The organism is Nocardia sp. NPDC004573 (assembly GCF_053602135.1).
The window spans coordinates 26416-50720 of sequence record NZ_JBSGDA010000016.1 but is presented as its reverse complement, the minus strand read 5'-3'; the positions used below and the strand labels follow the sequence as shown (position 1 = coordinate 50720).

Here is a 24305-nt window from a genome sequence, read left to right as displayed (position 1 = left end):
CCGACCCCACGGCCACGTCCCTCTCGGCCACCAGCCGGAACGTCTCGCAGCCGTATGTGCTGAACGTGGTCGGCACGGTGCGGAAGCCCGCTTCCGCGGCGGCGAGCGGCCGAGCGCCCGCCGACGCGCCGCTCAGATCGCCGAGCCGCGCCGAACCGACAATGGTAACGACCGCCCCGTGCGGCGGCATCGGCGAGGCGAAAAGGGCTGGTGCCCTGCGGTCCGTGGAAGATCGGCGGGTATCGGACTTTCCGCGCGGTCTTCTCATCGCTCACCTTCCTGCCACTGGTCCACCTGCGACAGAGTGACGTTGACGGAGGTGAACAGCTCGGCGTTCCGTTCGACGAAGGCGCGCAGGCGTTCCGGCTCGTCGACCAGGAGTAGCAGCAACGGAAGGTGGTCGGCGACATCCAGAATGCGAGTGGTGTGCACATGCGAGGACGCGCCGTAGCCCTCGATGCCGCGCCACACACTGGCGCCCGCCAGGCCGGCATCTCTGGCCCGGCGCACGATCTCGTGATAGAGCGGCGTGTGCCGCCACTTGTCGTCCTCGTCGAGCAGCACGGTGAGCCGCGCCGCGGGGCGCCATCGTCCCGCCGTGGCGGCGCCCGCTTGCGAACCACTCATTGCCTGCCCCCTTCCGTGTGCCGTTCCCGTCGATCGCCGAGCCGAACCAGGTACCCACCGTGCCATGCCCGCGCCGGGCTCCGCCGTCCCGGCTACGCCGACCGCCACTCCCCGAGGCGGACGGGCGCGGGAGTGCCGCACCCGGTCCGAGGAGTCTACGAACCTCGCGCACAGGGTGGAGAGGGTGGTGCGACCGCCGGGTACGCCGATGCCGAGAAGGGTGCGCAGCAGTCTCTTGGCTACCCACGCCGAAGCGGCCGGAATCATCGGGATTCCGAATGCCGGGCATCCCATGACCTGTACCGCGTAGGCCGGACAGCGGACCGCTCACCTCTGCACGAGACCGGGTCGAGCACAATGCCGGCGGCGTTCAGCCAAGCCCGCCACCGCTACTTACCTCGTATTTTGCACCAATAGTGATGATTGGGGAGTGCTTTGCCGCGCACGGTGGACGGGGACCGCGTGTCGTGCACGACGCCGATCGGACTTCGATTCCCACCGTTTCCTACCACGGAAAGGTTCGCCTCCACACGGAATCGGCCTCTTCCGGCGGTCGACCGGCAATCACAGTGCCACGGCTTCGATCGACCCGCGATGCACGGCCCGCGCCGGGACGAGATCGCGCGGGCCCCGCACATCGACAACGGCCGCCGCCCCTGCGACAGAGTCGCGGGAGCGGCGGCCGCTGTGCACCGGATCGGCAGTGGCGCACTCCGATCAGTGCGCGAGCACCGGCTCACCCTCCGCGGGCACCGGAGCCGCGCTCGGCATGAGCACCGCGGTGAGGATGCCGCCCGCCACGAAGATCGCCGTGGCCCACCAGAAGCTGGTGGTGTAGCTCTCGATCGCGGACTGGGCGATGGTCAGCGGGTCCGGGGTGCGGGTGGACAGGTAATCGGTGGCCGCGGACGCCGCGATGGTGCTCAGCAGCGCCGTGCCGATCGATCCGCCGACCTGCTGGCTGGTGTTGATCATGGCCGAGGCCACGCCCGCGTCCTCGTGCTGCACGCCCGAGGTGGCGCCCTGGAAGGCGGTCGACATCGCCCCGCCGAGGCCGAGACCCAGCAGGATCAGGGCGGGCAGGATGTGGGTGGCGTAGCCGGTGTCCAAGCCGATCCGGGTCAGCCAGGCCATGCCCGCCGCCGCGATCAGGAACCCGCCGCTGACCACGATCTTCGGGCCGAGTTTCGGCAGCAGCAACGACGGCGCGGTGGTCGAGGAGGCCACCATGGCGGCGACCATCGGAAGGAACGCCACGCCGGTCATGATCGGCGAGTAACGCAGGGTCAGCTGCATGTAGTAGGTGAGGAACAGGAAGATCGCGAACATCCCGATGCCCATGACGAACACCGTCAGGTAGGAGGTGCCGCGCATCCGGTCGAGCACGATCCGCATCGGCAGCAGCGGGTGCGCGACCCGGGTCTCCAGCCAGGCGAACACCGCGATCAGCGCCGCGCCGCCGAGCAGGAAGGCGAGGGTGACGCCGTTGGTCCAGCCGTCCGATTCCGCATGCGAGAACCCATAGACGATGCCGAACAGGCCGGCGGTGACCACGACCGTGCCGGGGATGTCGAGCTTGGGCCGTTCGGTGGCGGCATGCTTGGCCAGCAGCAGCACCGCACCTACCAAGGCGACGGCGGCGAAGGCCAGGTTCACGAACATCACCCAGCGCCACGAGGCCCACTCGGTGAGCGCGCCGCCCAGCAGCAGGCCGATCGCGCCGCCGGTGCCCGCGACGGCGCCGAAGATGCCGAACGCCTTCGCCCGCTCGGACGGTTCGGTGAAGGTGACGGTCAGCAGCGACAGCGCCGCGGGCGCCAGCAGGGCGCCGAAGACGCCTTGCCCCACCCGGGCCGCGACGAGCATCTCGAAGCTGGTGGCCGCACCACCGATGGCGGAGGCCACCGCGAAGCCGACCAGACCGATGATGAAGGTGTTGCGCCTGCCGAACAGGTCGCTGAGGCGTCCGCCGAGCAGCAGCAGGCTGCCGAACGCCAGGGCGTAGCCGGTGACCACCCAGGAGCGGTCGCCGTCGCTGAAGCCGAGATCCTGCTGCGCGGCGGGCAGCGCGATGTTCACCACGGTCGCGTCGAGCACGACCATGAGCTGGGCGACGCCGAGGACGGCGAGCACCCACCAGCGCAGGGCGTGCGAGCCGCGCCGCCCACTTCCCGTCCGCTCGGGGGCGAGGGCCCCACGGTCGATGGCGGTAGTCATGTGTCCCCTTTGTCTCGAGCTATGATCCGGAGGAGGGTCCTCCACTTACTTGAAGAAGTTATCACGATAACGGAGACAACGCCTCCGGTTAATCCCCGAGCTTGATAGAATGAGGGTGTGAATCACGCCACGGTCGCCTCCCCTCCCCGGCGCCTGCGGGCCGATGCCGCGCGTAACCAGCAGCGGATCATCGCCGCGGCGCGGGAACTGTTCGCCGATCACGGACTCGAGATCACCCTCGACGACGTGGCCGAGCGCGCGGGCGTGGGCGTCGGCACGGTGTACCGCCGCTTCGCGAACAAGAAGGAACTGATCGTCGAGGTCTTCGATCAGAACCTGAACGATTTCGCCGACGCGGCCGACGCCGCCCACCGGCACCCCGACCCCTGGTTCGGACTCGTCGAGTTCTTCGAGTACGCCTGTCGGCACTTGGCCACCAACCGCGGGTTCAGCGAAGTCATGCTCGAACTCGAAGACGGCGAGACCGACCGGTTCACGGTCGTACGCGATCGCATCAAACCCACCGTGACCGCCATCTGCTCGCGCGCACGCGACGCCGGCGTGCTGGCCGATGGCATCGAGCCCTCGGACTTCTTCGCGCTGGTGCACATGGTCGACGCCCTCGCGGAGTTCGCCAAACCGGTCAATCCCGACGTGTGGCAACGCTATATGGCCATCATGCTGAACGGCCTGCGCGGCGACCGGACGCCGCGCCAGCATCTCGCCGTCCCTCCGCTCACCGACGACGAGGTGGAGCAGGCCAAGCAGCAACTGACCTGCGGCTGGCGCAAGCGGTAGCGAAATCGCACCGTAAGTAGCGCGCGTCACGCCCGCTCCCGTAAAGTTGGTCACATGACCAATTCGTGGGTGAACTGGGCGGGCGATCAACGGTGCGCGCCCGCGCTCATCGCCACGCCGCACTCCGTCGACGAGGTGGCCGGCCTGCTCGCCGACGCCGAAGCCGACGGCCGGAACGTGCGCGTCGCCGGCACCGGCCATTCGTTCACCGACGCCGTCCTGACCGATGGCACGCTGCTGAGCCTGGCGAAACTGAACCGCGTGCTCGACGTCGACCGGGCCGAGGGCCTGGTCCGGGTGCAGGCGGGCATCAGCCTGAACGCGGCCAGCACCGCCATGCACGAGCACGGCCTCGCCTTCCCGAACCTGGGCGACATCGACGTGCAGACCGTCGCGGGCGCCATCGCCACCGCCACCCACGGCACCGGCGCGACTTTGCAGAACCTTTCCGCCGCAGCGCATTCGATGGAGTTGATGCTCGCCGACGGAAGCCTGGTCGAGCTGAACGAACACACCGATCCCGACGGCTGGCGTGCGGCGCGGGTCGGCATCGGCGCGCTTGGCGTCGTCACCGCCGTGACGCTGCGCGTGGTGCCGTCCTTCGTGCTGGAGGGCATCGAGCGACCGATCCCGGTGGAAGAGGTGCTGGCCGACCTGGATTCGTTCGTCGACGGCAACGATCATTTCGAGTTCTACATGTTCGCGCACAGCCCGCTGGCCATGACCAAGCGCAACAATCGCGTCACCCTGCCCGAGCAGCCGCGCCCCAAGGCGGTGGACTGGTTCGCCGACATCCTGATGTCCAACCACGTGTTCGACGCGCTGTGCCGAGTGAGCCGCAGGCAGCCGCGCCTGGTCCCCTTCATCCAGCGCAGCGCCGCCTACGCGGGCAGCTACCGGCGCCAGGTGGACCGCTCCTACCGGGTATTCGCGTCGCCGCGCCTGATCCGCTTCACCGAGATGGAGTACGCCATCCCGCGCGAGCACTCCGTCGACGCGATTCGCGAGATCAAGGAATTGAGCACCCGATTCCACACCGCGATGCCCATCGAGGTGCGGTGGGTCGCGCCCGACGACGCGTTCCTGTCCCCGGCGGGCGGCCGCGACACCTGCTACATCGCGGTGCACCAATACCGGGGCATGGATTTCGAGCCGTACTTCCGCGCCTGCGAGGCGGTGTTCGACCGCTACCAGGGCCGCCCGCACTGGGGCAAACGCCATTTCCAGACCGCCGCGACCCTGCGGGGCCGCTATCCCGAGTGGGATCGGTTCGCCGAGGTGCGGCGTCGCTTCGACCCGAAGGGGCGTTTCGCCAACTCCTACCTCGATCGGGTGCTCGGCCCGGTCGGGTGAGCCCGGGCGTCAGTCGGCGAGGATTTCGGCGACCAGGCGGGGCACGGCAGTGCCGATGGGCTCGCGGATGATCTCGGTGGCCATGGCGTCGTACGGGGTCGGCTCGGCGTTCACGATGACCAGATCGGCGCCGGCGCGCACCGCGATCGAGCACATCGACGCGGCCGGCTCGACCTGCAACGACGTGCCGATGGCCAGGAAGATGTCGCTCGTCTCGGCGGTGAGCGCGGCCTTGGTCATGGTGCGCCGGTCCATCTGCTGCCCGAACATCACGGTGGCGGCCTTGAGGATGCCACCGCAGCCGGGACACGGCGGGTCGGGCTCACCCGCGGCCACCCGCTCCAAGGTCGCCGACATCGAGGTCTGGTAATCGCACTCGATGCAGACGACCTCGAACATGTTGCCGTGGATTTCGATGACCCGGTCCGGCGACGATCCCGCCCGCTGGTGCAGGCGATCGATGTTCTGGGTGATGATGGTGACCGCTCGCCCGGCGCGCTCCAGGTCGGCGAGGGCCCTGTGGGCGGCGTTGGGCACCGCCCGCCATGCCGGATTGTCCCGGCGCGCGAGCCAGGCGCGCTCCCGCAAGCCCGCGTCGGCCACATAGTTCTGATAGGTCGACAACAGTTCGGCGATCGGATCTTTCGTCCACACCCCGCGCGGACCGCGGAAATCGGGGATGCCGGAATCGGTGGAGATGCCCGCACCCGTGAGCACCCCGATCCGTCCGGTACGACTGCGCCACTCGGTCGTCATATCTGCACAGCCTAGGGGCGCCGACACGAGAGCTGCCGATGAGACGGCGGCGATCGGGATGGTCCACCACGGGTCAAGGCGCAGGGCGGTTGCTCATGCCAGGCACCGCGTGTGCCTCCCTACCACAGATAGACGATGAGAGAGTTGTAGGGTTATCATCTCATTGTATTGAGTTCGACCGATCAAGGGAGATCACGATGACCGCGTCCGTCGCACGCGAATCCACCGGCGCGCGCACGCTGCCGCCTCGCCGCCCGATCGAACCGGGCACGCAGATGTGGGAACAGACCGGCCTGGTCACCTTCTCCCTCACGGCGGGCTCGGCCTTCCTGCTGCAGACCATGGAGCCGACGATCTCCGCCGTGGTGGACGAGTACTCCACCTTCCGCACCGATCCGATGGGCCGCGCCATGCGCAGCCTGGCATCGGTGATGATGTGGGTCTACGGCGGCGAAGAGGCGCTCGCCGAAGCCGACCGGCTGCGCGAGTTGCACGCGTCGCTGAACACCACCGACGCCAACGGCGTGCGGCACACCGCGCTGTCCAGCGCTCCGTGGGCCTGGGTGCTGCACACCGGGACGTTCGCCTTCACCGAGAGCGCCAAGTACTTCGCCAAGCGCCCGCTCACCGCGGCGGACAAGGAGGCGTATTTCCAGGAGACGCTGCAGCTGCTGCGCAACTTCTCGGTGGCGCCCAGGGAGATTCCCGCGAACTACAGCGAGTTCGAGAAGTTCTTCGAAGACACCGTCGCCAACCATCTGGTCGCCACCGATACCGCGCACGACTACCTGCGGGTGATTCGCTCCGTCGCTCCGCCGAAGCAACTGCCGCGCGCGCTGCGTCCCGCCTGGAAGGCGGCGGTGGCGCCGATCGGCCGGCTGCAGTACTTCGTGACGGTGGGAACCACGCCCGAGGTCGCGCGGCAGAAGCTCGGCCTGAGCTGGACCGCGGCCGACGAGCGCAAACTGCGCGTGCTCGGCTGGCTGATCGCGCGGCTGGTCCCGCTGCTGCCGGAACGGCTGCGCTACTTCCCGATCGCCTACGAAGCGCGCCGCCTCGAACGCGACCGGCAGCGGCTGCGCAAGATGATCGACCTGCGTCCGATCTGATCCCGGCCGGGAATCCGTTCCCGGATGCCCCGGATCCGTCTTCGCCGACACATACCCGTACCCCGGTCGACCCACGTCGACCGGGGTACGGGCGTGTGCAAGCCCGATACTCTTGCGCTACCGTCCAGTCCGCTCCGGCGCTCCGGCGGCCGAGGACGCCCCGGACGCCGCGCGGTACCGCATTCGGGCCGCTGACCTGCGAGCGTCGCACTCGCACGCACGCTCGAGCACCGCGCGCCGTAACGATTCACGGCGCGCTGGTATACGTATCTCGTACGCTGCGAAAGCGTTTCGTTCGCCGGACGGCCGGTCCGGTGGCCAGCACACTATGCTCCACCTTGCACATCGAAAGGCGTTCCCATGTCCCACAAGCCCAGTGTGCTTTTCGTCTGCGAGCACAACGCGGGCCGCTCGCAAATGGCTGCCGGGTTCCTCACCGCACTCGCGGGTGAACGGTTCGACGTACGGTCGGCGGGCAGCGCGCCGGCCGAGACCCTGAACACCACGGTGGTGGACGCCATGGCCGAAATCGGCATCGACATCTCCGGCCATACCCCCAAGCCGCTCACCATGGACGCGATCGGCATCTCCGACGTGGTGGTCACCATGGGCGCGGGCGACGCGTGCCCGTTCTTCCCCGGCATCAGCTACCGCGACTGGATGCTTCCGGATCCCGCGGACCAGACCATCGACGTGGTGCGCACCATCCGCGACCACATCCGCATCCTGGTGGAGAACCTGATCGCCGAACTGGTCCCGGCGCCCGCGCGCTAGGCGCTGTCCGATTCGTTCAAGACGGTCCTCCACGCGCCTGCCTACGCTGCCGGTATGACACCACAACTCGACGTCGTCGGCATCGTCGTCAGCGATATGGCCGCCGCGGTCGCCTTCTATCGACGCCTCGGACTGAACTTTCCGGAAGGGGCGGAACAGGAAGGGCACGCCGAGGCCGCCCTGCCCAACGGCATGCGGCTCACGCTGGACACCGAAGCGGTCATCCGGTCGTTTCACGCCGATTGGTCGCCGCCGGTCGGCGGTGGCCGGATCGGACTCGCCTTCCGCTGCGCCGATCCCGCGGAGGTCGACACCGTCTACGCCGAACTCGTGGATGCCGGGTACCACGGCGAACTGAAGCCGTGGGACGCGTTCTGGGGGCAGCGCTACGCGGTGGTGCTCGACCCGGATGGCAACGGCGTCGACCTGTACGCCGCTCTCCCGCCCACGAGCGAGTAACGCCATCGAGCGGTCCGCGCGCAGCGGCTAGGACTCGGCGAGCAACTCGCTCAGCGGGATTCCCGCCAGCGCGCGCACCTCGCGGGAGAGGTGCGCCTGGTCGGCGAATCCGGCCCGCAGCGCAGTGTCGGCGAGCGGCACGCCGCGGCGCGCCGTGGCCAGCGCGCGTTGCAGGCGCAGCACCCTCGCCAGGGTTTTCGGGCCGTAGCCGAAGGCATCCAGGCAGCGGCGGTGCAAGGTCCGCTCGTGCAGCCCGGCCGCGTCGGCGACCGCCGCCACCGGCCATCCGGCGTCCAGCGCGCCCACCACCTTCCGCAGGAGCGCATCGGCCGGTTCGGTCTCGGCGGCGCGGCACCGCACGATGCGTTCCAGCGCCGCCGCCTGATCGTCGGCGGCCGCGATTCGATCGACCAGCGGCCGGACCATCGCCGAGGGCCACACCTGCGCCAGATCGACCCGCAGGTTCCGGAATTCACGCGCGGGGACGCCGAGTAAGGCGGGCGCCGTACCAGGAAAGAACCGGATACCGACGTACCGATCACCGGACGACCCACCGGGGTGGTGGGCCCTGGTGTCCGGCCCCGCGACGATCAATCGGCCGTTCATCCAGATCAGATCCATGCAGCCGTCGGGAAGCACCGGCAGGCGACGGCCCTCGACGGTCTTGGTCCACAACACCGCGCCCTCGTACCGCGACGGCCGCTCGCGGTAGGCGGGCTCGTCCATGACGCCGACGCTACTGCGGACCACCGACAAGCAGGAGCGGCGGCGTCTCGAAAAGGTTGTCTCAATAAGACGCACTCCTTCCAGCACCTCGGCACGCAGCTGGTCGACCGGCGCCTCGGCGTACAGCACCACGGGGTCACTGAGCCCGTCCACCGCCTGGGTGGCCCGAACCCGCTCGGCGAAGGTGGCCTCCGGGCCCGCCACCAGGGTGTTCGCCTGCATCATGACTTTCCTGAACCGCTCGAGGATGCTGCCCGGAGCGGCCGGCGCCAGGTCACGGACGTTGAGCCGCAGCAAATAACGATGCGCGAGGAAGACGTCGAGCAATCCTTCGACCACCCGGCGGCGCGCCTCGCATTCGACGCGGTGAGCCAAGTCCGCATCCCGGCTTGGTCGAGCGGGCGGGTCGCCCTGGTCGGCGACGCCGGTTACTGCGCGACGCTCCTGTCCGGCGCGGGAGCGGCGCTGGCCATCGAGGGCGCGCACCTGCGCGCGACGGAGCTCGCCGCGGCGCCCGGCGATCACCGGATCGCGTTCCGCCGTTACGAGCGAACCCTGCGTCCGACGGTCCTGCGAGCGCAACGCTCGGTGCGGGCGAGCGGTGCCATGCTGATTCCGGCCACCGGCGGCCACATCTGGTTGCGCAACCAGCTGACCCGCCTCATGGCGCTGCAGACGCTGGCGTCCCGGGTCTACCGGCCGGTCACCGTGCGCGCCGCCTGAACCGGGCGCCGGACCGCGGGGTCAGCGCTGCGGCGCGGCGATCGGAACGATCGCACGCGGTACCACACGAAGGTATGGGTCGCGTTGTGCCGCGGCGATTTTCGATTCCGGGTCGCGGCAGCCGACGGTGACGTCGGTGTTCGGCACGGAAGAGAACGTCCACACCGTCACCCATTCCGTTCCCCCGAACGCGTCGGTCTTCTTGGCGTCCGACGAACGCAGATCTTCATTCCGCCCGGAACTGTCGGTCACCGTGCAGCGAATGCCATCAGCGGCCGGACCCCACGCGGCGGGCGCCCGGATATCGAGCACGACATCGGCGGGTACCGGCACCTTTTTCGATTCACCCAGCAAAATGCGAATCCCGCCGTCGGCCACCTCCTCGTCGCGCGCTCCGGACGTCGTCGCCGGAGCGCTCGGGGCGGCCGCGGCACTCGTCGAGGTCGCCGCCTCGCTCGCCGGGGTGTCTCCGGAACACCCGGACACGGCGGCGGCGACCAGCGCGGGAATCGCCATCCAGCTCAGTCTCACAGTCGAAACCTCTCGTCGCGCCCACTCCTCAGGCGGTTGGTTCGGATCAGCCAGGCACTGAGCATGGCAACGGGCAACACGAAAATCGCGGATACACGCCGAGCAACCGGCAATTGGACCGCAATTCCACGAAACAGACCCACAGAGAATGCCGGAAGGTTGAATTTCCCACTTCATCGAGCGGCCCTCGATGGTGTGCCGCAATCCTGATGCAGTCGAGGTTCCACTCCGGCTGCGCGGGCGCCGCGCTTCGTCCGGTCCGGCTGCCGTCGCACCGGTCGTCCGCCGGGGCCCGACGACCGGACACCGCTGACCACGCTCGTGACGTTCGGGCGATCTCGCGCTGCCCGACGACGTCGTCAGCGCTCCCGCCTCACCCGCAGGATGGGCATAGGCCGTCGGCTCGCCCGGCGGACCGCGGCGGGCATCACCGCGGAAAAGTTCTACGGAGGCGCCCTCGTCCCCGTGTCAGGTCTCGTTTCGTGCCGCCTACCGGCTGGTTCGAAAAAGGCATTTCCCCTGGACCGGTGGTGCCGCATAGTGTGTTCGGTAGGCGATCATCTGGAGGGCCACCATGGCGAGACTGTCGTGGGTAACGGAGCGCGAGGGCAGGGCGGAGCCCACTCGTGCCTGATGGTCAGGGAACCTCCGGCCCCCGCACGCTGCGCGCCACCACACTCGGCGGCTACCGCGCGGCCGCCCTCACCACCACGCCCGGCACTCGGGCCGCGCTGGTCGTCGTGGCGCTGCTGATCGCGGTGACCTCGACCTACGAAGCCGACCTGACCGCACACGAGGGCGCCGCCCACGGTTGGTTGGTGGGGCTCGCGCTGTCCGGCGTGTTCGTCGCGCGCGGGCTGCACCTACGCAGACCGATCACGCTTCCGCATGCCACCGCGGCGGTGCTGGGGCTGGCCATCGCGCATCTGGCCTACCGCGCCGAGCATCCCGACGCCGGTTTCGTGCTGCTGGCCGCCGCCGGCTTCGTCCTGGTGCTGCCCACAGCAAGCAAACCGCAGCCCGACCAGCTGTACCGGGTGGCCGAACTGGTCGGCCGCACCGAGGACGATCCGCTGGCGCCGTTCTCTTTGCACTCGTCCAAGACCTACTTCTTCAACGCGTCGTCGACCGCCGCGATCGGTTACCGCGCTCGCTTCGGCATCGCCGCCGTCGCGGGCGACCCGATCGGCGATCGCGCGGCGTTCCCCGAGCTGGTCGCGGCGTTCTCCGACTTCGCGGTCAACCGTGGCTGGCGCGTCGCCGTCCTGGGCGCGAGCCGGGAAATGGCCGAGTTGTGGCAGGTGTGGGCACTGGAGCATCGTGGCCTGCACGCGGTGCCGATCGGCCGCGACGTGGTGCTCGACGTGGGGGAGTTCGACCTGGTCGGACGCAAATTCCGCAATCTGCGCCAAGCCGTGAGCCGGACCAGGAATTTCGGCGTCACCACCGAGGTGGTGTACGAGTCGGCGCTGACCGAGGCGCGGCGCGAGGAACTGCTGGCCATCGTCGACGAGTGGCGGCGGGGCAGGCAGACCCGCGGCTTCTCGATGATCCTGGACCATCTGCTCGACGGGCGGAATCCGAACATGCTGGTGGTCATCGCCAAGGACGCGGACGGCAATCCCGTCGGCTTCCAGCGCTACGGCATTTCCGGGCGCGGTCGGGAACTGAGCCTGGACGTCCCGTGGCGGCGCAAGGACGCGCCCAACGGCTTGGACGAACGCATGATCATCGATCTGGTGGACTACGCCGCGGCGCACGACATCCGCCGGATTTCGCTCGCCTTCGCCCCGTTCCCGGAGCTGTTCGCCGAGAAGGAGAGATCGCGCACGGCCGCGCTGCTCTACCTGTTGGTGCACCTGGCCGATCCGCTGATCCGGCTGGAATCGCTCTACCGCTTCCTGCGGAAGTTCCACGCGCTGTCGGATCAGCGCTATGCCTTGATCCGCTGGCGCGAAGTGGTGATGGCGGCCGCCGCTCTGCTCACCTTGGAGTTCGTGCCACACCGCCGCGAGCACTGAGCGGCGCGGCACGGTAGACGAGGAAGTCGATGGAACTGACCCACAGCGACGTGAAGGCCGCCGCCGAGCGAGTGCGCGGCCTGGTCCGGCCGGTGACCGTGGCGCAGGCCGACCATACGGGCCATTTGTGGTTCGCACTGGAATTCCTGCAGCACACCGGAAGCTTCAAGGCACGCGGGGCGGTGAACTTCTTACGCACGCACCGGGAGAACGGCACGCTCCCGGAGGTGGGCGTGACGATCGCCTCGGGCGGCAACGCCGGTCTGGCCTGCGCGTGGGCGGCCCGCAGTGAGGGGGTCCCCGCCACGGTGTTTCTGCCTGCCACCGCCCCCAGGGTGAAAGTGGACCGGCTCACCTCCTACGGCGCCGACGTCCGCCTGGTGGGCACGCAGTACGCGGACGCGCTCGCGGCCAGTCGCGACTTCGCCGACGCCACCGGCGCCCTGCTCTCCCACGCTTACGACAACCCGCTCATCGCCGCGGGAGCAGGCACGCTCATGACGGAGGTCCACGCGCGGATTCCGGATCTCGACACCGTCGTGGTCGCGGTCGGCGGCGGCGGGCTGTTCTCGGGTGTGGCCACCACGGCGGAGCACTACGGCGTCCGGACCGTCGCCGTGGAGCCCACCCGGTGCCGTGCGCTGCATGCCGCGATCGCGGCCGGAGAGGTGGTGGACGTGGAGGTCGACTCGGTCGCCGCGGACTCGCTCGGCGCCCGGCGGGCGTCGGAGATGGCGCTGACGGCGGCGCGGCAGTACGACGTGAAGTCCGTGCTGGTCGATGATGCCGCGATCGTGGCGGCGCGCGGCGCGCTGTGGGCGCGGCGGCGGATCGCCGTCGAGCACGGCGCGGCGACCGCACTCGCGGCGATCCTCGGCGACGAGCCCGCGTTCCGTCCCGACGCAGGTGAACGGGTGTGCGTGGTGCTGTGCGGAGCGAACACCGATCCGTCGGATCTGGCCGACTGGGACAGCCGCCACGCCGACTGACGGTTCATCGGCGTATTTCCGACGAATCGGACGACGCGGGGTTAGGCTCCCGCTGTCCTGTGCGATCCCGACGGAAGGCACACCATGGCGCATACCTCACACATGGTTCCCATCGGCACACCGCTACCCGACTTTTCTCTTCCCGACCTCGACCAGCGGATCTACTCCCGGGACGACTTCGCGGACGGGCCCGGTCTGCTGGTCGTCTTCGCCTGCAACCACTGCCCCTACGTCAAGCACATCGAGGCCGCGCTCGGCGAGCTGGTCGATTCGCTGCCGTCCATGCCGACCGTGGCGATCTGCACCAACGACGCCACCGCTTATCCGGACGACGCCCCGCTGCGGCTGCGCGACCAAGCGATCCGCGCAGGCTGGACCTTCCCCTATCTCGTCGACGAGCAACAGCACGTCGGGCGCGCCTTCCGTGCCGCGTGCACTCCTGATTTCTTCCTCTACGACGCGGATCTTCGACTCGCCTACCGCGGCGCGTTCGACGAATCCACCCCCGGGAACGGGAAACCCCTGACCGGAGAGGACTTGCGCACGGCCGTCGAAGCCGTGCTGGCGGGTGGACCCGCCCCCGAACCGCACCGGCCGAGCATGGGTTGCTCGATCAAGTGGCGGGACGCCTGAGACCTTTGCCCCGTTCCCGCACGCGACGGATCGCGCTGCGCCGCGCCAGCTGCGGCACCGCCGCCGACAGCCGTGCGCACTCCCCGACATCGCCCGGTTCGAGCACGGTCCTGGCCTGCTGAGCGGTGGCTGCCGGCCACACGGCACGCGGTTTGCGCCTGCTGCGCGCCGAACATCTCTCCGACCAGCCACAACGCCAGATCGATGCCCGCGGAGACTCCTGCTGCCGTGAGAATCTTTCCGTCGCGCACGACCCGCTCGTCCGCGCGGGCGTCCGCTCCGAGTGCCCGCAAAGCGGACTGCGCCGGGGCGTCCGTGCAACAGTCCGGCCGCGGCCGGCACCAGCGAACCCGTGCAGACCGACGTCGTCCAGAGGGTGTCGCGATGGGCTCGGCGCAGCCAGGCCGGTAGCGCGTCGTCGACGGAGGCGGCCGCCGCGCCGGGGCCACCCGGGACGTGTGTCGATCGCCGCCGGGCGCGCCATGATGGGCGCAGTGGAGCAACCGCCGCCGCGCAACGACGAAAGGACTATCGGTGACCAACCCAGGCGACCCGGGCGCGGTCGCGCGTCGTTATGTCGAGGCGATCGGCGGGCAAGACTGGCAGACCGTCGCCGACTGCTGGCGGCCAGGTGCCGTCGATGTGTTCGTCGGCGTCGCCGACTTGCGCGCTCCGGACGAGATCGTGGCCTTCTTCCGCGACGTGCACGCCGCGGTTCCCGACCTGGCCGTGGACATCCTCTCGGTCACGGCGCAGAACGAACGCGCCGTGGTGCACTGGCGGATGCGGGGCCGGTTCGACGGCACCGCCATGCTGATCGGACTGGCGCCGAACGGCAGGCGCCTCGACCTGCTCGGCACCGATGTGTTCGTCGTGCGCGACGGGTTGATCGAGTCGAACACCGCGATCGTCAACGGGCTCGACCTCGCCCGGCAGCTCGCCGTCCTGCCGCCGCAGCACTCGGTCGCCGAGCGTGTGCTGTTCGGACTCGCGAATTCGATTGCCCCACTCGGCAAAGCGATCCGCACGCGAAGCCGTCCCGGACGGTGATCCACGCTGCCGAGGCGGCCCCGATGGGGCACACTGTTCCCGAAACCGGGGATCGAAAGGGGTGGGACGTTGGCGACGATCGTCCTCGTGCACGGCATCGCGCAGGAACAGCAATCGGCCGACACATTGGAGGCGCGCTGGCTGCCCGGCCTCGCGGGGGGCGTCCGCAACCACGGCGCGCCGGAACTCGCGGACCGCTTGTGGCGCAACGGCACTCCGGGCGATTTGTCCACCCGAATGGCCTTCTACGGCAATCGCTTCCTGGTCGAGGGCGCCCAAGGTACCGGGACCGAACTCGACGAGACCCAGCTCGACCTGATGGAGCAACTGGCCGCCGAATGGCTCGCGACGGCCGCCGCGCACGCCGGTGACGAGCGTGACCGCGCGACGGCCCGCAGGCTCGGCACTGCGCCACCGCCGGACTCGGTGGCGCAGGGAGTCCACGCGCGACTTCGCCCCGCGCTCAACGCGCTGATGCGGTTGCGCTGGTTCGCGCCGTTCGGTTTCGGGTTGGCGCAGAAGTTCGTCATCGGCGCGCTGTCCCAGGTCGCCCGGTACTTCACCGAGGACGAGGTGCGGGAGTACGCCCAGCGGCAGGTGCTCGACCAGATCGGTCCGGACACTCGCTTGATCATCGCGCACTCCCTCGGCAGCGTGGTGGCCTACGAGGCGCTGCACCGCACCGACCACCCGGTGACCCTGCTGACCATGGGCTCGCCGCTAGGCTTGCGCACGGTCGTGTACGACCGGCTGCGGCCCCAGCCGAGCAGCGTGCCGAAATCCGTGACGAACTGGCACAACCTGGTCGACGAGGACGACCTCGTGGCGGCGCACCTGGACCTCACTCCGTTTTTTCCGCCCTATCCCGGCAGTGCCGTCGTTCCGGTCACCGAGCAGCACTTCGACAACGGCGCGGCGCCGCACGACTCCACCGGTTACCTCACCAAAGCGGTGACCGGGGGCATCGTCGCGAAAGCGCTCGGATATTAGATTTTGTCGAGTTCCTCCGCGCGAGAGCGCTTCTGCGCGTTCACTCGAATCCGGCGGTCGCGCCACAGCAGACAGGCCGCCAGTGCGACTCCGAGTCCGGTGAGCGCCGCACCGACCGGATAGAGCGACGACAGACCCGCCCCGTCGCCGAGAACCGCGCCGCCGATCCGCCCCGCGCCCGCCGCGGCGAGCTGATAGCCCGACGCGTTCACCGCGACGGCCAGGGTCGGAGCCGCCGTCGCCGCCGCGATCACCCTGGCCTGCATACCGGGGATGATCGCGAAGGCGAGCGCGCCGAACAGGAAGATCAACGGCACCACGAGGATCCGGACGTCACCGGCCAGCCGGAGCAGCACGAGCACAACGGCGAGCGCGGCCAGCAACGCGGTCACCGAAGGCAGCAACGCCCGGTCGGCGAGCTTGCCGCCGAGCTGGTTGCCGACCACCGCGCCGAGACCGTAGACCAAGAGCAGGACGGGCACCGCGGCCGCGGGAAACCCGCCGACCTCGGTGAGCAGCGGTGCGATGTAGGTGAACACCATGACGCCGCCGAGGTTCCCGACGGCGGTGAGCGTCAAGGCCCAGAGCACAGCGCGATCGGTGAACACGCGCAGCTCCCCGGTGATCGAGCCCGCCGCCGATCCCGGCATGTCCGGCATGAACCGCAGCACCAGCGGAAGCGCCGCCGCCACGCACAACGCCACGGTCGCGAAAGTAGCTCGCCAGCTCAGACTTTGGCCGATGGCCGCGCCGAGTGGAGTACCGAGCACGATGCCCAGGTTCATCCCGAGAGCCACCCGCGCCACCGCCGCCGCTTCGGAGCCCGGCTGCGCGGTCGACACGGCGGTAGCGATCGCGACCGCGAAGAAGGTGGCGACCACAGAGCCCGCCGCGCACCGGGTCGCCAGCAGCACAACATAATTCGGCGCGAGCGCCGAGCCCAGATTCGCCAGCATCGACACCAGCATCAATCCGATGACCAAAGGCTTGCGCGCCACTCGGGCGGTCAGCACCGTGACCACCGGTCCACCGCCGATCATGCCCACGGCATAGGCCGTCACCAGCGCACCCGCCGCGCCCACCGAGACGCCCAAGCCGTCCGCGACCTCGGGCAGGATGCCCGCGATCACGAACTCGCCGGTGGTCAGGCAGAACGCCACGAACATGAGAGAGAACACCGCGGACCGCATCACACGCCTCCATGTGATTCGAACTGAAATGATTTCAGCTAGAACTATCACAGTTCGAATCAAAGCGCTAGACTCGGAGCAATGACGCGGCAGCCGAACCCCGTGGTGGACACCGAACTCGACCGCGACGTGTGCAAGCTGGTCCATCGGTTCACTCACCGGCTCGACGTGCATGTCCGCCGCGTCGCCGAGCAGCTCGAGCTCACCCCGTCGCAGGTGATCGCCTTGCGCGAGTTGTCCGAGCCGATCACCGCCAGGGAACTGGCGGCGCGGATGTCGTGCGAGCCGTCCAACGCGACCTTCGTGCTGGACCGGCTGGAACAGCAGGGCTTGATCCGCCGCGAGCCACATCCCACCGACCGGCGCGCCAAACAGATCGTGCTGACACCGACCGGCCTGCGACGGCGCGAAGACGCCGTGGAATTGCTCGGCGCGAACTCACCCCTGACCTCGCTGACCGACGCTCAGCAACAGACACTGCGCGACCTCTTGCTCACCATGGCCGCGGACTCCCAGAGCTGACCCCCTACTGAAGATTTCGGGGCAGATGGACTTTCGCGTCCGCATAGCTTCCGGTGAGCGCGGCCTCGTCCCGGGCATAGACCAGATGCAACACGCCGGTGTCGAAGGTCTCCGAGGACAGCAGGCGCAGCGGGATCGTGGATGCGCCGTCTTCGAACAGGCGCTCCCCCCTACCGACCGCGATCGGGTGCACCAGCAAGTGCAGTTCGTCCAACAGCCCGGCGGCCAGCAGCTGACGGACGACCGAGACCGAACCGCTCATGCCGATGTCGCCGCCCGGCTGATTCTTCAACGCCGTCACGGCCTCGATCAGGTCGCCGTCGAGGACTTCGGTGTTGCGCCAGGAGAAGTCGCGGTGCCCGCGGGTCACCACGATCTTGCGCGCGTCGCCCAGTTTCTTCGCGAACGCCGCGTCCGGACCGCCCGCCGCTTCGCGCTCCGGCCACGCGCCCGCGAAACTGTCATAGGTTCTGCGGCCGAGCAACAGGGTGTCGGCGGTTCCGAGCTGGGCGTCGACCGCCGCGCCCATGGCATCGTCGAAGTAGGGGAAATGCCAGTCCTGCGGGTCCTCGACGACGCCGTCGAGGGCGATGAACAGACCGGCGGTGATTTTCCTCATGCGCGTGGCTCCTGGATCGGTGTTCGCGGGGTTGTCGCTTGATACGACGGAGCGACCCACGAGAATTCATCGGCCGGCCCGGCGCGCCCCCGCGCTAGCCGAGCCGATTCCGGCCGGAGCCGTGGAAAGCCGCTCGGTAGCTGTGCGGACTCGTCCCGACCACTCGCTTGAAGCGGTCGCGGAACGCGGTGGGCGACCCGAAACCGACCTGCCCCGCTATCCGGTCGACCGAGTGGCTGGTGGCTTCGAGCAGATGCTGGGCCTGCCGGATCCGCGCGCGTAGCAGCCACTGCAAGGGTGTGGTTCCGGTCTGCTCGCGAAACCTCCGGTTGAGCGTGCGGGTGCTCATCCCGGCGTGGGCGGCGATGTCATCGAGGGAGAGATCCCGTGCGGAGTTGTCCTGGATCCACCGCAGCACCGGCTCCAGCGCGGAGCCGCGCGGCGTCGGCGGCAGGTCGTGCACGATGAATTGCGCCTGCCCGCCTTCCCGCTCCAAGGGGACGACCGACTTCCTCGCCGCATCGGCCGCGACCGCCGATCCGTAGTCCCGGCGGACCATGTGCAGGCACAGGTCGATCCCGGCCGCGGCGCCCGCCGAGGTGAGCAGGGCGCCGTTGTCCACGTACAGCACGTCGGGGTCGACCTCGACCTCCGGATAGCGGGCCGCGAGTTCGGCGGCGGCGAGCCAGTGCGTCGTCGCGCGGTGACCGTCGAGCAAACCGGTCGCCGCCAGGATGAAGGCGCCGGAACAGATGGACGCGATACGGGTGCCCGCGGCCGCGGCCCGGCGGAGCGCGTCGACCACCTCGTCCGGCGCCGGCGCGGTCGGGTCGGCGCAGCCTGGTACCACGATCGTGTCGGCTTCGGCCAGTGCTTCGAGCCCGCGCGGCGCGCGCATCGTGAACACCCCGGCGTCGACCGCCGGTGTGCCCGCGCAGACCAGCACGCGATAGGCGGGCCTGCCGTCGGGCAGACAGGTCCGCCCGAACACCTCCACCGGCGTGGCCAGATCGAACGCCACCACCTGGTCCAGCGCGAGGACGACCACGGTGTGCATGGCAATAGGGTAGACATCCGGTCGATTCCAGCCAAGCAGCATCATCTGGCTGTTCATGATGTAGCCGCTGTTCACCGTCTTGGCGGGAATCAAACGGTATATGGCACTTTCGCCAATTCCGTCGGCACGCCTCCGTCGTTAGTGTCGACCGCCGTGACGAAGTTCCTGCTCTCGGTCCACGTGCTCGCCGTGATCATCGCCGTCGGCCCGGTGACGGTGGCGGCCAGCATGTTTCCCGCCACCACCCGCCGCGCCCTCGCCGCCCCCGCGACCGGCCACGACCCCGCCGTCCTCGGCACGTTGCATCGCATCTGCCGGGTCTATGCCCTGCTCGGCGTCGTGGTCCCGGCCTTCGGCCTGCTCACCGCGCTGAGCCTGGGCGTGCTCGGCGACGTCTGGCTGGTGGTGTCGATCGGATTGACCGCGGCCGCGGCGGGCGTGCTCGCTTTGCTCGTGCTGCCCGGCCAACAGAAGATCCTCGCCGACCTGACGGAGACCACCCCGGCGCTGATCCGCCGCCTGGCCATGGACACGGGAGTGTTCAACCTGCTGTGGGCGGCGGTCACCATCCTGATGATCGTCCGGCCGGGTTCCACGACGGGAGCGTGATGCTCAATCCGGCAGGTAGCGGACCGCCATCGAGACATCGCGAACGACCATGATCGGGCACGCCACCGACAGCAGCAGTGCCTGGCTGGTCGAGCCGAACAGCATGCCGGCGAAACCGCCCCGGCCCCGGCTGCCGACCACCAGCAGCTGAGCCTGGCCGGAGCGTTCGAGCAGACAGCGCTCGGGCCGGTCGGTCACAATCTCGCGCCGGATCTCGACATCGGGAAAGCGCTCCTGCCATCCGGCGAGACTTTCCGCGAGCACGATCTGCTTCTCGGTATCCACCGCGAGTTCGGCGCTCACGGAGGGCATTTCGACACCGGTCCAGACATGCAGGGCCAGCAGCGGCGCGCCTCGCGCAGAAGCCTCGTGCAGCGCCGCTTCGATGGCGGGTTCGCTGATCTGCGTGCCGTCCACCCCGACGACGATCAGTCGCTTCCTGGCGTCCGCGGTGAGCGGCGCGCCTTCCCGGACCACGACCATAGGGCAGCGGGCGCGCCGCGCCAGTGCGGCACTGACCGATCCCAGCAGAGCGCGCCGCACGGTCCCGCGCTCGCGGGTGCCGACCACCATCATCCGCGCCGCGCCGGTCCGGTCCAGCAGCGCCGGACCGACCGGCTCGTGCACCAGCTCGGTGCTGATCTCGATGTCCCGCAGTGCCCGGACCGCGATACGCGCCTCCTCGGCCGCGGTGTCCAGCACCCAGCGACCGTGCGTCTCCAACCGGGCGTAATCGGTGCTGGTGAGCGGTTCGGTGACGCCGGGTCCGTAGTCGGCGACCGGGTCCAGCACGTGCACGAGGCGCAGCGGAGCCCGATGCTGCGCGGCGGCCTGCGCTGCCCACGCGACCGCAGCCCCCGAACCGGCGGACCCGTCCACACCGACCACGATCGGCCCGTTGCTTCGCATGCCGACTCCTTCCCTGCCGAAAAGATCGAGCTCAGCGCCGCCGATTCGACACTACCGGCGCCGCGGACCGGCGACCGTCGGCGTCAACCGCCCAGGACGACACACGCGTAGCCCAGATGGACGCCTTCGCCGACCCGGAGGTCGATACCCGCCACGTAAGGCGCGACCGGCTCCTGCACCGCGCTGACCGTGTGCGGCCCCGGCGTGGCGGGCACCCAGTCGATCAACGCGACTCCGCCGGACGGGCGGACCACCCCGAATGGAACACCGTTGTCGTAGAACGTCACCGGGGCGACAGTGTCGGTGACGGTGGCGCGCGCGGTGTAGGTGCAACCCGTCCCGTAGTTCGTCACCAAGCCGAAGTTGATCCCGGGATACATCCCTACCTGGGTCACCGTGGCGCCGGCCGCGCCGGCCGATGCGACCGCCGCGCCGGCTCCGATCGCCGCCGCCACAGCGGCCACTCGTTTTCGCATGCGGTGGTCCTATCGCTCGTGAGTCGCTCTTCGTCGAACGGACGCCGGCCGCGCACCGGCGCGATAACTAGATACTCACTCCCCCGCGCCTTCGGCGGGGTGCGAACCGCCGAATCTCGATCGGACCGCCGCCTCGGTCCGGTTTCGGCACCGGCGTCCGGGGTCACCGCCGCACCGCTGGGCGTGAATCCCCGGCGATGACGGTCGCGCCCGCACGACCGCCGCTCACCCGTCGACCTCATGATCCCTGTCCGAAGGACGCGGCAACCTCCCGGGACCGGGCACCCACCCGCTGCGGGCCGGTTTCCCGGCGGCCCGACCCCGGACTGTTCGCGCTCGATCCGACGCCCGCTCTGCCGTCTGTCGACATCGATACCGCGCCGCCGAAAGGTCATGTCGGCCCGGCGTGATTGTGTGTCCGAAGGTCTTTCCGAAACGACGGAGGTGCGACGTGGTGGCGATCGACTTCGAGCGGATGGTGCGCGCAGCGAGGCCGGTGTCGGTCTGGCGTTCGGCCGTCGCTCAGGGGCTCGGTGGCGTGCCGCCGACGGCGCTGGTGCTGGCGGGCATCGTCAGCGTGCAAGTGGGCGCCGCGGTGGCGAAGCAGCTGTTCGCGGTGACCGGCGCGGCCGGGGCGGTCACGCTGCGGCTGGTCTTCGCCGGAATCGTCCTGCTGGTGATCTGGCGATCCTCGCTCCGGGTGGCGCGCGGCGCCCTGCCGGTCGTGCTCGGGTACGGGGCGGTGCTCGCGCTGATGAACCTCTCGTTCTACGAGGCGATCGACCGGATTCCGCTCGGGATGGCGGTGACCATCGAGTTCCTCGGACCGCTGACCGTCGCGCTGGCCGGATCCCGCCGCTGGATCGACCCGCTGTGGGCGCTGCTCGCAGGCGCGGGCGTGCTGCTGCTGACTCGGGCGGACGGCGACGTGAACTGGGCCGGTGTGCTGTTCGCGCTCGCCGCGGCGGCATGCTGGGCGGGCTACATCCTGCTCAGCGCCGCGCTCGGCGAACAGACCAGTGGCGGCGGCGGACTCGCGCTGGCCATGGCGTTCGGCGGACTGGTCATGCTGCCGGTCGGCATCGTCGACGCCGGGGCGGCGCTGCTGGAGCCGACCGTGCTCGCCGCCGGATTCGCGGTGGCCATGCTGTCGTCGGTGCTGCCGTATTCGGTGGAACTGGAAGCGCTGCGGCGGATTCCGCCCCGCGTCTTCGGTGTGCTGATGAGCTTGGAGCCCGCGGTCGCCGCGATCGCGGGCCTGGCCGTCCTGGGTCAGGTCATGAATCTCGGGCAATGGGCGGGCGTGGCGTGTGTGGTCGCGGCATCGGCAGGCGCCACACGGACCGAAGCGAAGGATTGAGTCGGCGCGCGCCGCGCGACTCCTCCGCGCTCAGCCCTTCCGCCGAGACGCGCCCGGTTGCCCGGCATCACGGCGCTGTTCCTCGGTGGTCGCGGGATCGTCCGCGATCAAGCTGCCGAGCAGGGCCAGAGACCGCTCCGAGGGCGAGCCCGGTTCCGCGTGGTAGGCGATGAGCATCTGCCCCGGCGCGCCGTTGACGCTGAACGTCTCGTAGGACAGCGTGAGGTCCCCGACGATGGGGTTGCGGAACTGTTTGACACCGGCGGTCTTCACCCGCACGTCGTGGCGCGCCCACAGCTGCCGGAACTCCTCGCTCTTCAGCGACAGCTCCCCGACCAGGTCGGTCAAGCGGGGATCATCCAGGTCCGTGCCCGCGGTCGCGCGCAAGCTGGCGGCGGTGTCCGCCGCGATGGTCGGCCAATCCTGGTAGACGTCGCGCGCCTCGGGATCGAGGAACACCATCCGCACCTGATTGACTCCCGGGACAGAGCACGAGTTGACGGCGACCGCCAAGGTATTCGCGGCCAGCACGTCCAGGTATCGGCCCAGCACCAGCGCCGGAGTGTGCGGCCAGGCGTCCATCAGGCGCAGCAACCCCGGGGCGACGCGTTCGGGCCTGCGTGGAGCCCTCGATCGCTTGACCGTCGGCCGGGCCAGTTCCCGCAGATGCGCCGTACCCTCCTCGTCCAGCGCGAACACCCGCGCCAGCGACGCGATGACCTGCTCGGAGGGGTGCCGGTCGCGTCCTTGCTCCAGCCGCACGTAATAGTCGGCGCTCACCCCGGCGAGCAAGGCGATCTCCTCCCGGCGCAGCCCCGCCACCCGCCGCTGGCCGCCGCCCGACATCCCGAAATCCTCCGGTCGGACCAGCTCGCGGCGCGCGCGCAGGAAGGCGCCCAGTCGATTGTCGGAATCCATGAATCGAGCGTAGGTGAGCCGCGCCCGCCCTGGGTGGCCCCGCGACTACCAGGAAGTCCGCAGCCTGTCAGGCGCGCCCGCCGGGCCGGAAGGTAGTGGACATGACGAACAACCTCACCGGCCGCGTCGCGGTCGTCACCGGAGCATCGAGTGGAATCGGCGCCGCCACCGCGCGGCGGCTGGCAGACGAGGGCGCGAAGGTCGCCCTGCTGGGCAGGCGTAAGGATCGCATCGAGGAACTCGCCGCCGAGATCGGCGCGGACGCGCTCGCGGTGGTCGCCGACGTCGGCGATCAGCTGTCCCTGCGCGACGCCGCCGCCACGGTGCGGGCGGCGTTCGGCCGCGTCGACCTCGTCGTAGCGAACGCGGGCGTCATGCTCGCCGCGCCGTTCGAGTCGGCGCTCACCGACGAGTGGGACCAGATGGTCGGCACCAACATCACCGGCTTGCTCTACACCGGAAGGGCCTTCATCGAGGACCTGCTGGCCGCCGCCACCGAGGGCGGTAAAGCGGATCTGGTGCTGGTCGGCTCGATCGGCGGGCACACGGTCTTCCCCAGCTACGCCGTCTACACCGCCACCAAGGCCGCGGTCGCGCATCTGACCCGGAATCTGCGGGCCGAGTTCGGGCCTCGCGGCGTCCGGGTGAAGAACATCGAACCCGGTTTCGTCGGCACCGAGCTCGGCGCCGGGATGCAGGACGAGCAGCAGCGCGCCGGGCTGGAGCAGTGGCGCACGGCGATCGAGATTCTGACAGCCGGCGACATCGCCGACGCGATCGCCTACTCCGTCGCCGTACCCGAGCACGTGAACGTCGCCGAGCTCGTCGTCGTCCCGACCCAGCAGGGCTGAGACCCGGCACGGTCGCTGCGACAGTCCGGCGGATGACG

At 69.6% G+C, this 24305-nt stretch carries 26 protein-coding genes; 15 read left to right on the top strand and 11 right to left on the bottom strand.

The window, feature by feature from the left end:
- Nucleotides 1-264: 264 nt before the first annotated feature.
- Nucleotides 265-627, bottom strand: coding sequence for a DUF190 domain-containing protein (locus tag ACWEKR_RS23550; protein WP_452356287.1), 363 nt, complete (start codon nt 625-627; stop codon nt 265-267).
- 717 nt (nt 628-1344) lie between these two features.
- Complete coding sequence (locus ACWEKR_RS23545) at nt 1345-2844, bottom strand: MFS transporter (protein ID WP_452356286.1); 1500 nt, start codon at nt 2842-2844, stop codon at nt 1345-1347.
- 117 nt (nt 2845-2961) lie between these two features.
- Between ACWEKR_RS23545 and ACWEKR_RS23540 the strand changes: the two genes are divergently transcribed.
- Both ACWEKR_RS23540 and ACWEKR_RS23535 read left to right on the top strand, forming a co-directional pair.
- A complete protein-coding gene (locus tag ACWEKR_RS23540) occupies nt 2962-3642 on the top strand; it encodes a TetR/AcrR family transcriptional regulator (RefSeq protein WP_452356285.1) in 681 nt (226 codons plus the stop codon).
- Nucleotides 3643-3696: 54 nt separating this feature from the next.
- A complete protein-coding gene (locus tag ACWEKR_RS23535) occupies nt 3697-4995 on the top strand; it encodes a D-arabinono-1,4-lactone oxidase (protein ID WP_452356284.1) in 1299 nt (432 codons plus the stop codon).
- Nucleotides 4996-5004: 9 nt separating this feature from the next.
- Here the strand turns inward: ACWEKR_RS23535 and ACWEKR_RS23530 are convergent, their stop codons facing one another.
- Nucleotides 5005-5751, bottom strand: a complete 747-nt coding sequence (locus ACWEKR_RS23530) for an SIR2 family NAD-dependent protein deacylase (protein WP_452356283.1) — start codon at nt 5749-5751, stop codon at nt 5005-5007.
- Between the two features lie 197 nt (nt 5752-5948).
- Between ACWEKR_RS23530 and ACWEKR_RS23525 the strand changes: the two genes are divergently transcribed.
- The 3 genes from ACWEKR_RS23525 (at nt 5949) to ACWEKR_RS23515 (ending at nt 8093) form a co-directional block, all read left to right on the top strand.
- Nucleotides 5949-6860, top strand: a complete 912-nt coding sequence (locus ACWEKR_RS23525) for an oxygenase MpaB family protein (RefSeq protein ID WP_452356282.1) — start codon at nt 5949-5951, stop codon at nt 6858-6860.
- A 360-nt stretch (nt 6861-7220) separates the two neighbouring features.
- The gene (locus ACWEKR_RS23520) at nt 7221-7634 is read left to right on the top strand and encodes an arsenate reductase ArsC (protein WP_159850389.1); all 414 of its coding nucleotides are present in this window, start codon (nt 7221-7223) and stop codon (nt 7632-7634) included.
- A gap of 54 nt (nt 7635-7688) precedes the next feature.
- Nucleotides 7689-8093 carry a VOC family protein gene (locus tag ACWEKR_RS23515; protein WP_452356281.1) on the top strand — a complete coding sequence of 135 codons (405 nt, stop codon included), beginning with the start codon at nt 7689-7691 and terminating at the stop codon, nt 8091-8093.
- A 27-nt stretch (nt 8094-8120) separates the two neighbouring features.
- Here the strand turns inward: ACWEKR_RS23515 and ACWEKR_RS23510 are convergent, their stop codons facing one another.
- Nucleotides 8121-9158, bottom strand: coding sequence for a helix-turn-helix domain-containing protein (locus ACWEKR_RS23510; RefSeq protein ID WP_452356280.1), 1038 nt, complete (start codon nt 9156-9158; stop codon nt 8121-8123).
- On the opposite strand from ACWEKR_RS23510, the gene ACWEKR_RS23505 reads away from it, so the two are divergent.
- Nucleotides 9123-9542 (top strand): hypothetical protein, encoded by a 420-nt coding sequence (locus ACWEKR_RS23505; RefSeq protein WP_452356279.1) that lies wholly within the window; start codon nt 9123-9125, stop codon nt 9540-9542. The genes ACWEKR_RS23510 and ACWEKR_RS23505 overlap by 36 nt on opposite strands.
- A gap of 21 nt (nt 9543-9563) precedes the next feature.
- Here the strand turns inward: ACWEKR_RS23505 and ACWEKR_RS23500 are convergent, their stop codons facing one another.
- The gene (locus tag ACWEKR_RS23500; protein WP_452356278.1) at nt 9564-10250 is read right to left on the bottom strand and encodes a hypothetical protein; all 687 of its coding nucleotides are present in this window, start codon (nt 10248-10250) and stop codon (nt 9564-9566) included.
- Nucleotides 10251-10699: 449 nt separating this feature from the next.
- Here ACWEKR_RS23500 and ACWEKR_RS23495 point away from each other — a divergent pair, with 449 nt between their 5' ends.
- The 5 genes from ACWEKR_RS23495 to ACWEKR_RS23475 all read left to right on the top strand — a co-directional run bounded on the left by ACWEKR_RS23495 (nt 10700) and on the right by ACWEKR_RS23475 (nt 15756).
- Nucleotides 10700-12094 carry a bifunctional lysylphosphatidylglycerol flippase/synthetase MprF gene (locus ACWEKR_RS23495; protein WP_452356277.1) on the top strand — a complete coding sequence of 465 codons (1395 nt, stop codon included), beginning with the start codon at nt 10700-10702 and terminating at the stop codon, nt 12092-12094.
- Between the two features lie 29 nt (nt 12095-12123).
- Nucleotides 12124-13083: a threonine/serine dehydratase gene (locus ACWEKR_RS23490; protein WP_452356276.1), complete on the top strand. Its 960-nt coding sequence runs from the start codon at nt 12124-12126 to the stop codon at nt 13081-13083.
- Nucleotides 13084-13167: 84 nt separating this feature from the next.
- On the top strand, nt 13168-13716 hold the full coding sequence (locus ACWEKR_RS23485; RefSeq protein ID WP_452356275.1) for a thioredoxin family protein: 549 nt from the start codon (nt 13168-13170) through the stop codon (nt 13714-13716).
- Between the two features lie 534 nt (nt 13717-14250).
- Nucleotides 14251-14766 (top strand): ester cyclase, encoded by a 516-nt coding sequence (locus tag ACWEKR_RS23480; protein ID WP_452356274.1) that lies wholly within the window; start codon nt 14251-14253, stop codon nt 14764-14766.
- A 69-nt stretch (nt 14767-14835) separates the two neighbouring features.
- Nucleotides 14836-15756 carry a hypothetical protein gene (locus ACWEKR_RS23475; protein ID WP_452356273.1) on the top strand — a complete coding sequence of 307 codons (921 nt, stop codon included), beginning with the start codon at nt 14836-14838 and terminating at the stop codon, nt 15754-15756.
- On the opposite strand, the gene ACWEKR_RS23470 is transcribed toward ACWEKR_RS23475, so the two are convergent.
- Nucleotides 15753-16946 (bottom strand): MFS transporter, encoded by a 1194-nt coding sequence (locus tag ACWEKR_RS23470; protein WP_452356272.1) that lies wholly within the window; start codon nt 16944-16946, stop codon nt 15753-15755. The genes ACWEKR_RS23475 and ACWEKR_RS23470 overlap by 4 nt on opposite strands.
- Before the next feature lie 81 nt (nt 16947-17027).
- On the opposite strand from ACWEKR_RS23470, the gene ACWEKR_RS23465 reads away from it, so the two are divergent.
- Nucleotides 17028-17468 (top strand): MarR family winged helix-turn-helix transcriptional regulator, encoded by a 441-nt coding sequence (locus ACWEKR_RS23465; RefSeq protein ID WP_159847856.1) that lies wholly within the window; start codon nt 17028-17030, stop codon nt 17466-17468.
- 4 nt (nt 17469-17472) lie between these two features.
- On the opposite strand, the gene ACWEKR_RS23460 is transcribed toward ACWEKR_RS23465, so the two are convergent.
- Nucleotides 17473-18087, bottom strand: a complete 615-nt coding sequence (locus ACWEKR_RS23460; protein ID WP_452356271.1) for a dihydrofolate reductase family protein — start codon at nt 18085-18087, stop codon at nt 17473-17475.
- 94 nt (nt 18088-18181) lie between these two features.
- Nucleotides 18182-19144: a GlxA family transcriptional regulator gene (locus ACWEKR_RS23455; RefSeq protein WP_452356270.1), complete on the bottom strand. Its 963-nt coding sequence runs from the start codon at nt 19142-19144 to the stop codon at nt 18182-18184.
- A gap of 153 nt (nt 19145-19297) precedes the next feature.
- Between ACWEKR_RS23455 and ACWEKR_RS23450 the strand changes: the two genes are divergently transcribed.
- Entirely contained in the window at nt 19298-19753 is a 456-nt protein-coding gene (locus tag ACWEKR_RS23450) for a hypothetical protein (protein WP_195086470.1), read from the top strand.
- 3 nt (nt 19754-19756) lie between these two features.
- Here ACWEKR_RS23450 and ACWEKR_RS23445 read toward each other — a convergent pair whose 3' ends face one another.
- Together ACWEKR_RS23445 and ACWEKR_RS23440 are read right to left on the bottom strand one after the other, a co-directional pair.
- Nucleotides 19757-20662 carry a universal stress protein gene (locus ACWEKR_RS23445; RefSeq protein WP_452356269.1) on the bottom strand — a complete coding sequence of 302 codons (906 nt, stop codon included), beginning with the start codon at nt 20660-20662 and terminating at the stop codon, nt 19757-19759.
- 83 nt (nt 20663-20745) lie between these two features.
- On the bottom strand, nt 20746-21138 hold the full coding sequence (locus ACWEKR_RS23440) for a hypothetical protein (protein ID WP_452356268.1): 393 nt from the start codon (nt 21136-21138) through the stop codon (nt 20746-20748).
- 454 nt (nt 21139-21592) lie between these two features.
- Between ACWEKR_RS23440 and ACWEKR_RS23435 the strand changes: the two genes are divergently transcribed.
- A complete protein-coding gene (locus ACWEKR_RS23435; RefSeq protein ID WP_452356267.1) occupies nt 21593-22498 on the top strand; it encodes an EamA family transporter in 906 nt (301 codons plus the stop codon).
- Nucleotides 22499-22528: 30 nt separating this feature from the next.
- On the opposite strand, the gene ACWEKR_RS23430 is transcribed toward ACWEKR_RS23435, so the two are convergent.
- On the bottom strand, nt 22529-23416 hold the full coding sequence (locus ACWEKR_RS23430) for a helix-turn-helix transcriptional regulator (protein ID WP_452356266.1): 888 nt from the start codon (nt 23414-23416) through the stop codon (nt 22529-22531).
- Nucleotides 23417-23517: 101 nt separating this feature from the next.
- On the opposite strand from ACWEKR_RS23430, the gene ACWEKR_RS23425 reads away from it, so the two are divergent.
- Nucleotides 23518-24267, top strand: coding sequence for an SDR family oxidoreductase (locus ACWEKR_RS23425; protein WP_452356265.1), 750 nt, complete (start codon nt 23518-23520; stop codon nt 24265-24267).
- Nucleotides 24268-24305 lie beyond the last annotated feature (38 nt).

Excerpts from the sequence above, each read along its gene's own strand:
- ACWEKR_RS23460 (WP_452356271.1), bottom strand. The coding sequence starts at position 18,087 with ATGAGGAAAATCACCGCCGGTCTGTTCATCGCCCTCGACGGCGTCGTC.
- ACWEKR_RS23425 (WP_452356265.1), top strand. The coding sequence starts at position 23,518 with ATGACGAACAACCTCACCGGCCGCGTCGCGGTCGTCACCGGAGCATCG.
- ACWEKR_RS23515 (WP_452356281.1), top strand. The coding sequence starts at position 7,689 with ATGACACCACAACTCGACGTCGTCGGCATCGTCGTCAGCGATATGGCC.
- ACWEKR_RS23525 (WP_452356282.1), top strand. The coding sequence starts at position 5,949 with ATGACCGCGTCCGTCGCACGCGAATCCACCGGCGCGCGCACGCTGCCG.
- ACWEKR_RS23505 (WP_452356279.1), top strand. The coding sequence starts at position 9,123 with ATGCGCGAGGAAGACGTCGAGCAATCCTTCGACCACCCGGCGGCGCGC.
- ACWEKR_RS23490 (WP_452356276.1), top strand. The coding sequence starts at position 12,124 with ATGGAACTGACCCACAGCGACGTGAAGGCCGCCGCCGAGCGAGTGCGC.
- ACWEKR_RS23430 (WP_452356266.1), bottom strand. The coding sequence starts at position 23,416 with ATGGATTCCGACAATCGACTGGGCGCCTTCCTGCGCGCGCGCCGCGAG.
- ACWEKR_RS23500 (WP_452356278.1), bottom strand. The coding sequence starts at position 10,250 with ATGAAGTGGGAAATTCAACCTTCCGGCATTCTCTGTGGGTCTGTTTCG.
- ACWEKR_RS23440 (WP_452356268.1), bottom strand. The coding sequence starts at position 21,138 with ATGCGAAAACGAGTGGCCGCTGTGGCGGCGGCGATCGGAGCCGGCGCG.
- ACWEKR_RS23485 (WP_452356275.1), top strand. The coding sequence starts at position 13,168 with ATGGCGCATACCTCACACATGGTTCCCATCGGCACACCGCTACCCGAC.
- ACWEKR_RS23535 (WP_452356284.1), top strand. The coding sequence starts at position 3,697 with ATGACCAATTCGTGGGTGAACTGGGCGGGCGATCAACGGTGCGCGCCC.
- ACWEKR_RS23530 (WP_452356283.1), bottom strand. The coding sequence starts at position 5,751 with ATGACGACCGAGTGGCGCAGTCGTACCGGACGGATCGGGGTGCTCACG.
- ACWEKR_RS23445 (WP_452356269.1), bottom strand. The coding sequence starts at position 20,662 with ATGCGAAGCAACGGGCCGATCGTGGTCGGTGTGGACGGGTCCGCCGGT.
- ACWEKR_RS23520 (WP_159850389.1), top strand. The coding sequence starts at position 7,221 with ATGTCCCACAAGCCCAGTGTGCTTTTCGTCTGCGAGCACAACGCGGGC.
- ACWEKR_RS23550 (WP_452356287.1), bottom strand. The coding sequence starts at position 627 with ATGAGTGGTTCGCAAGCGGGCGCCGCCACGGCGGGACGATGGCGCCCC.
- ACWEKR_RS23545 (WP_452356286.1), bottom strand. The coding sequence starts at position 2,844 with ATGACTACCGCCATCGACCGTGGGGCCCTCGCCCCCGAGCGGACGGGA.
- ACWEKR_RS23455 (WP_452356270.1), bottom strand. The coding sequence starts at position 19,144 with ATGCACACCGTGGTCGTCCTCGCGCTGGACCAGGTGGTGGCGTTCGAT.
- ACWEKR_RS23470 (WP_452356272.1), bottom strand. The coding sequence starts at position 16,946 with ATGCGGTCCGCGGTGTTCTCTCTCATGTTCGTGGCGTTCTGCCTGACC.
- ACWEKR_RS23465 (WP_159847856.1), top strand. The coding sequence starts at position 17,028 with ATGACGCGGCAGCCGAACCCCGTGGTGGACACCGAACTCGACCGCGAC.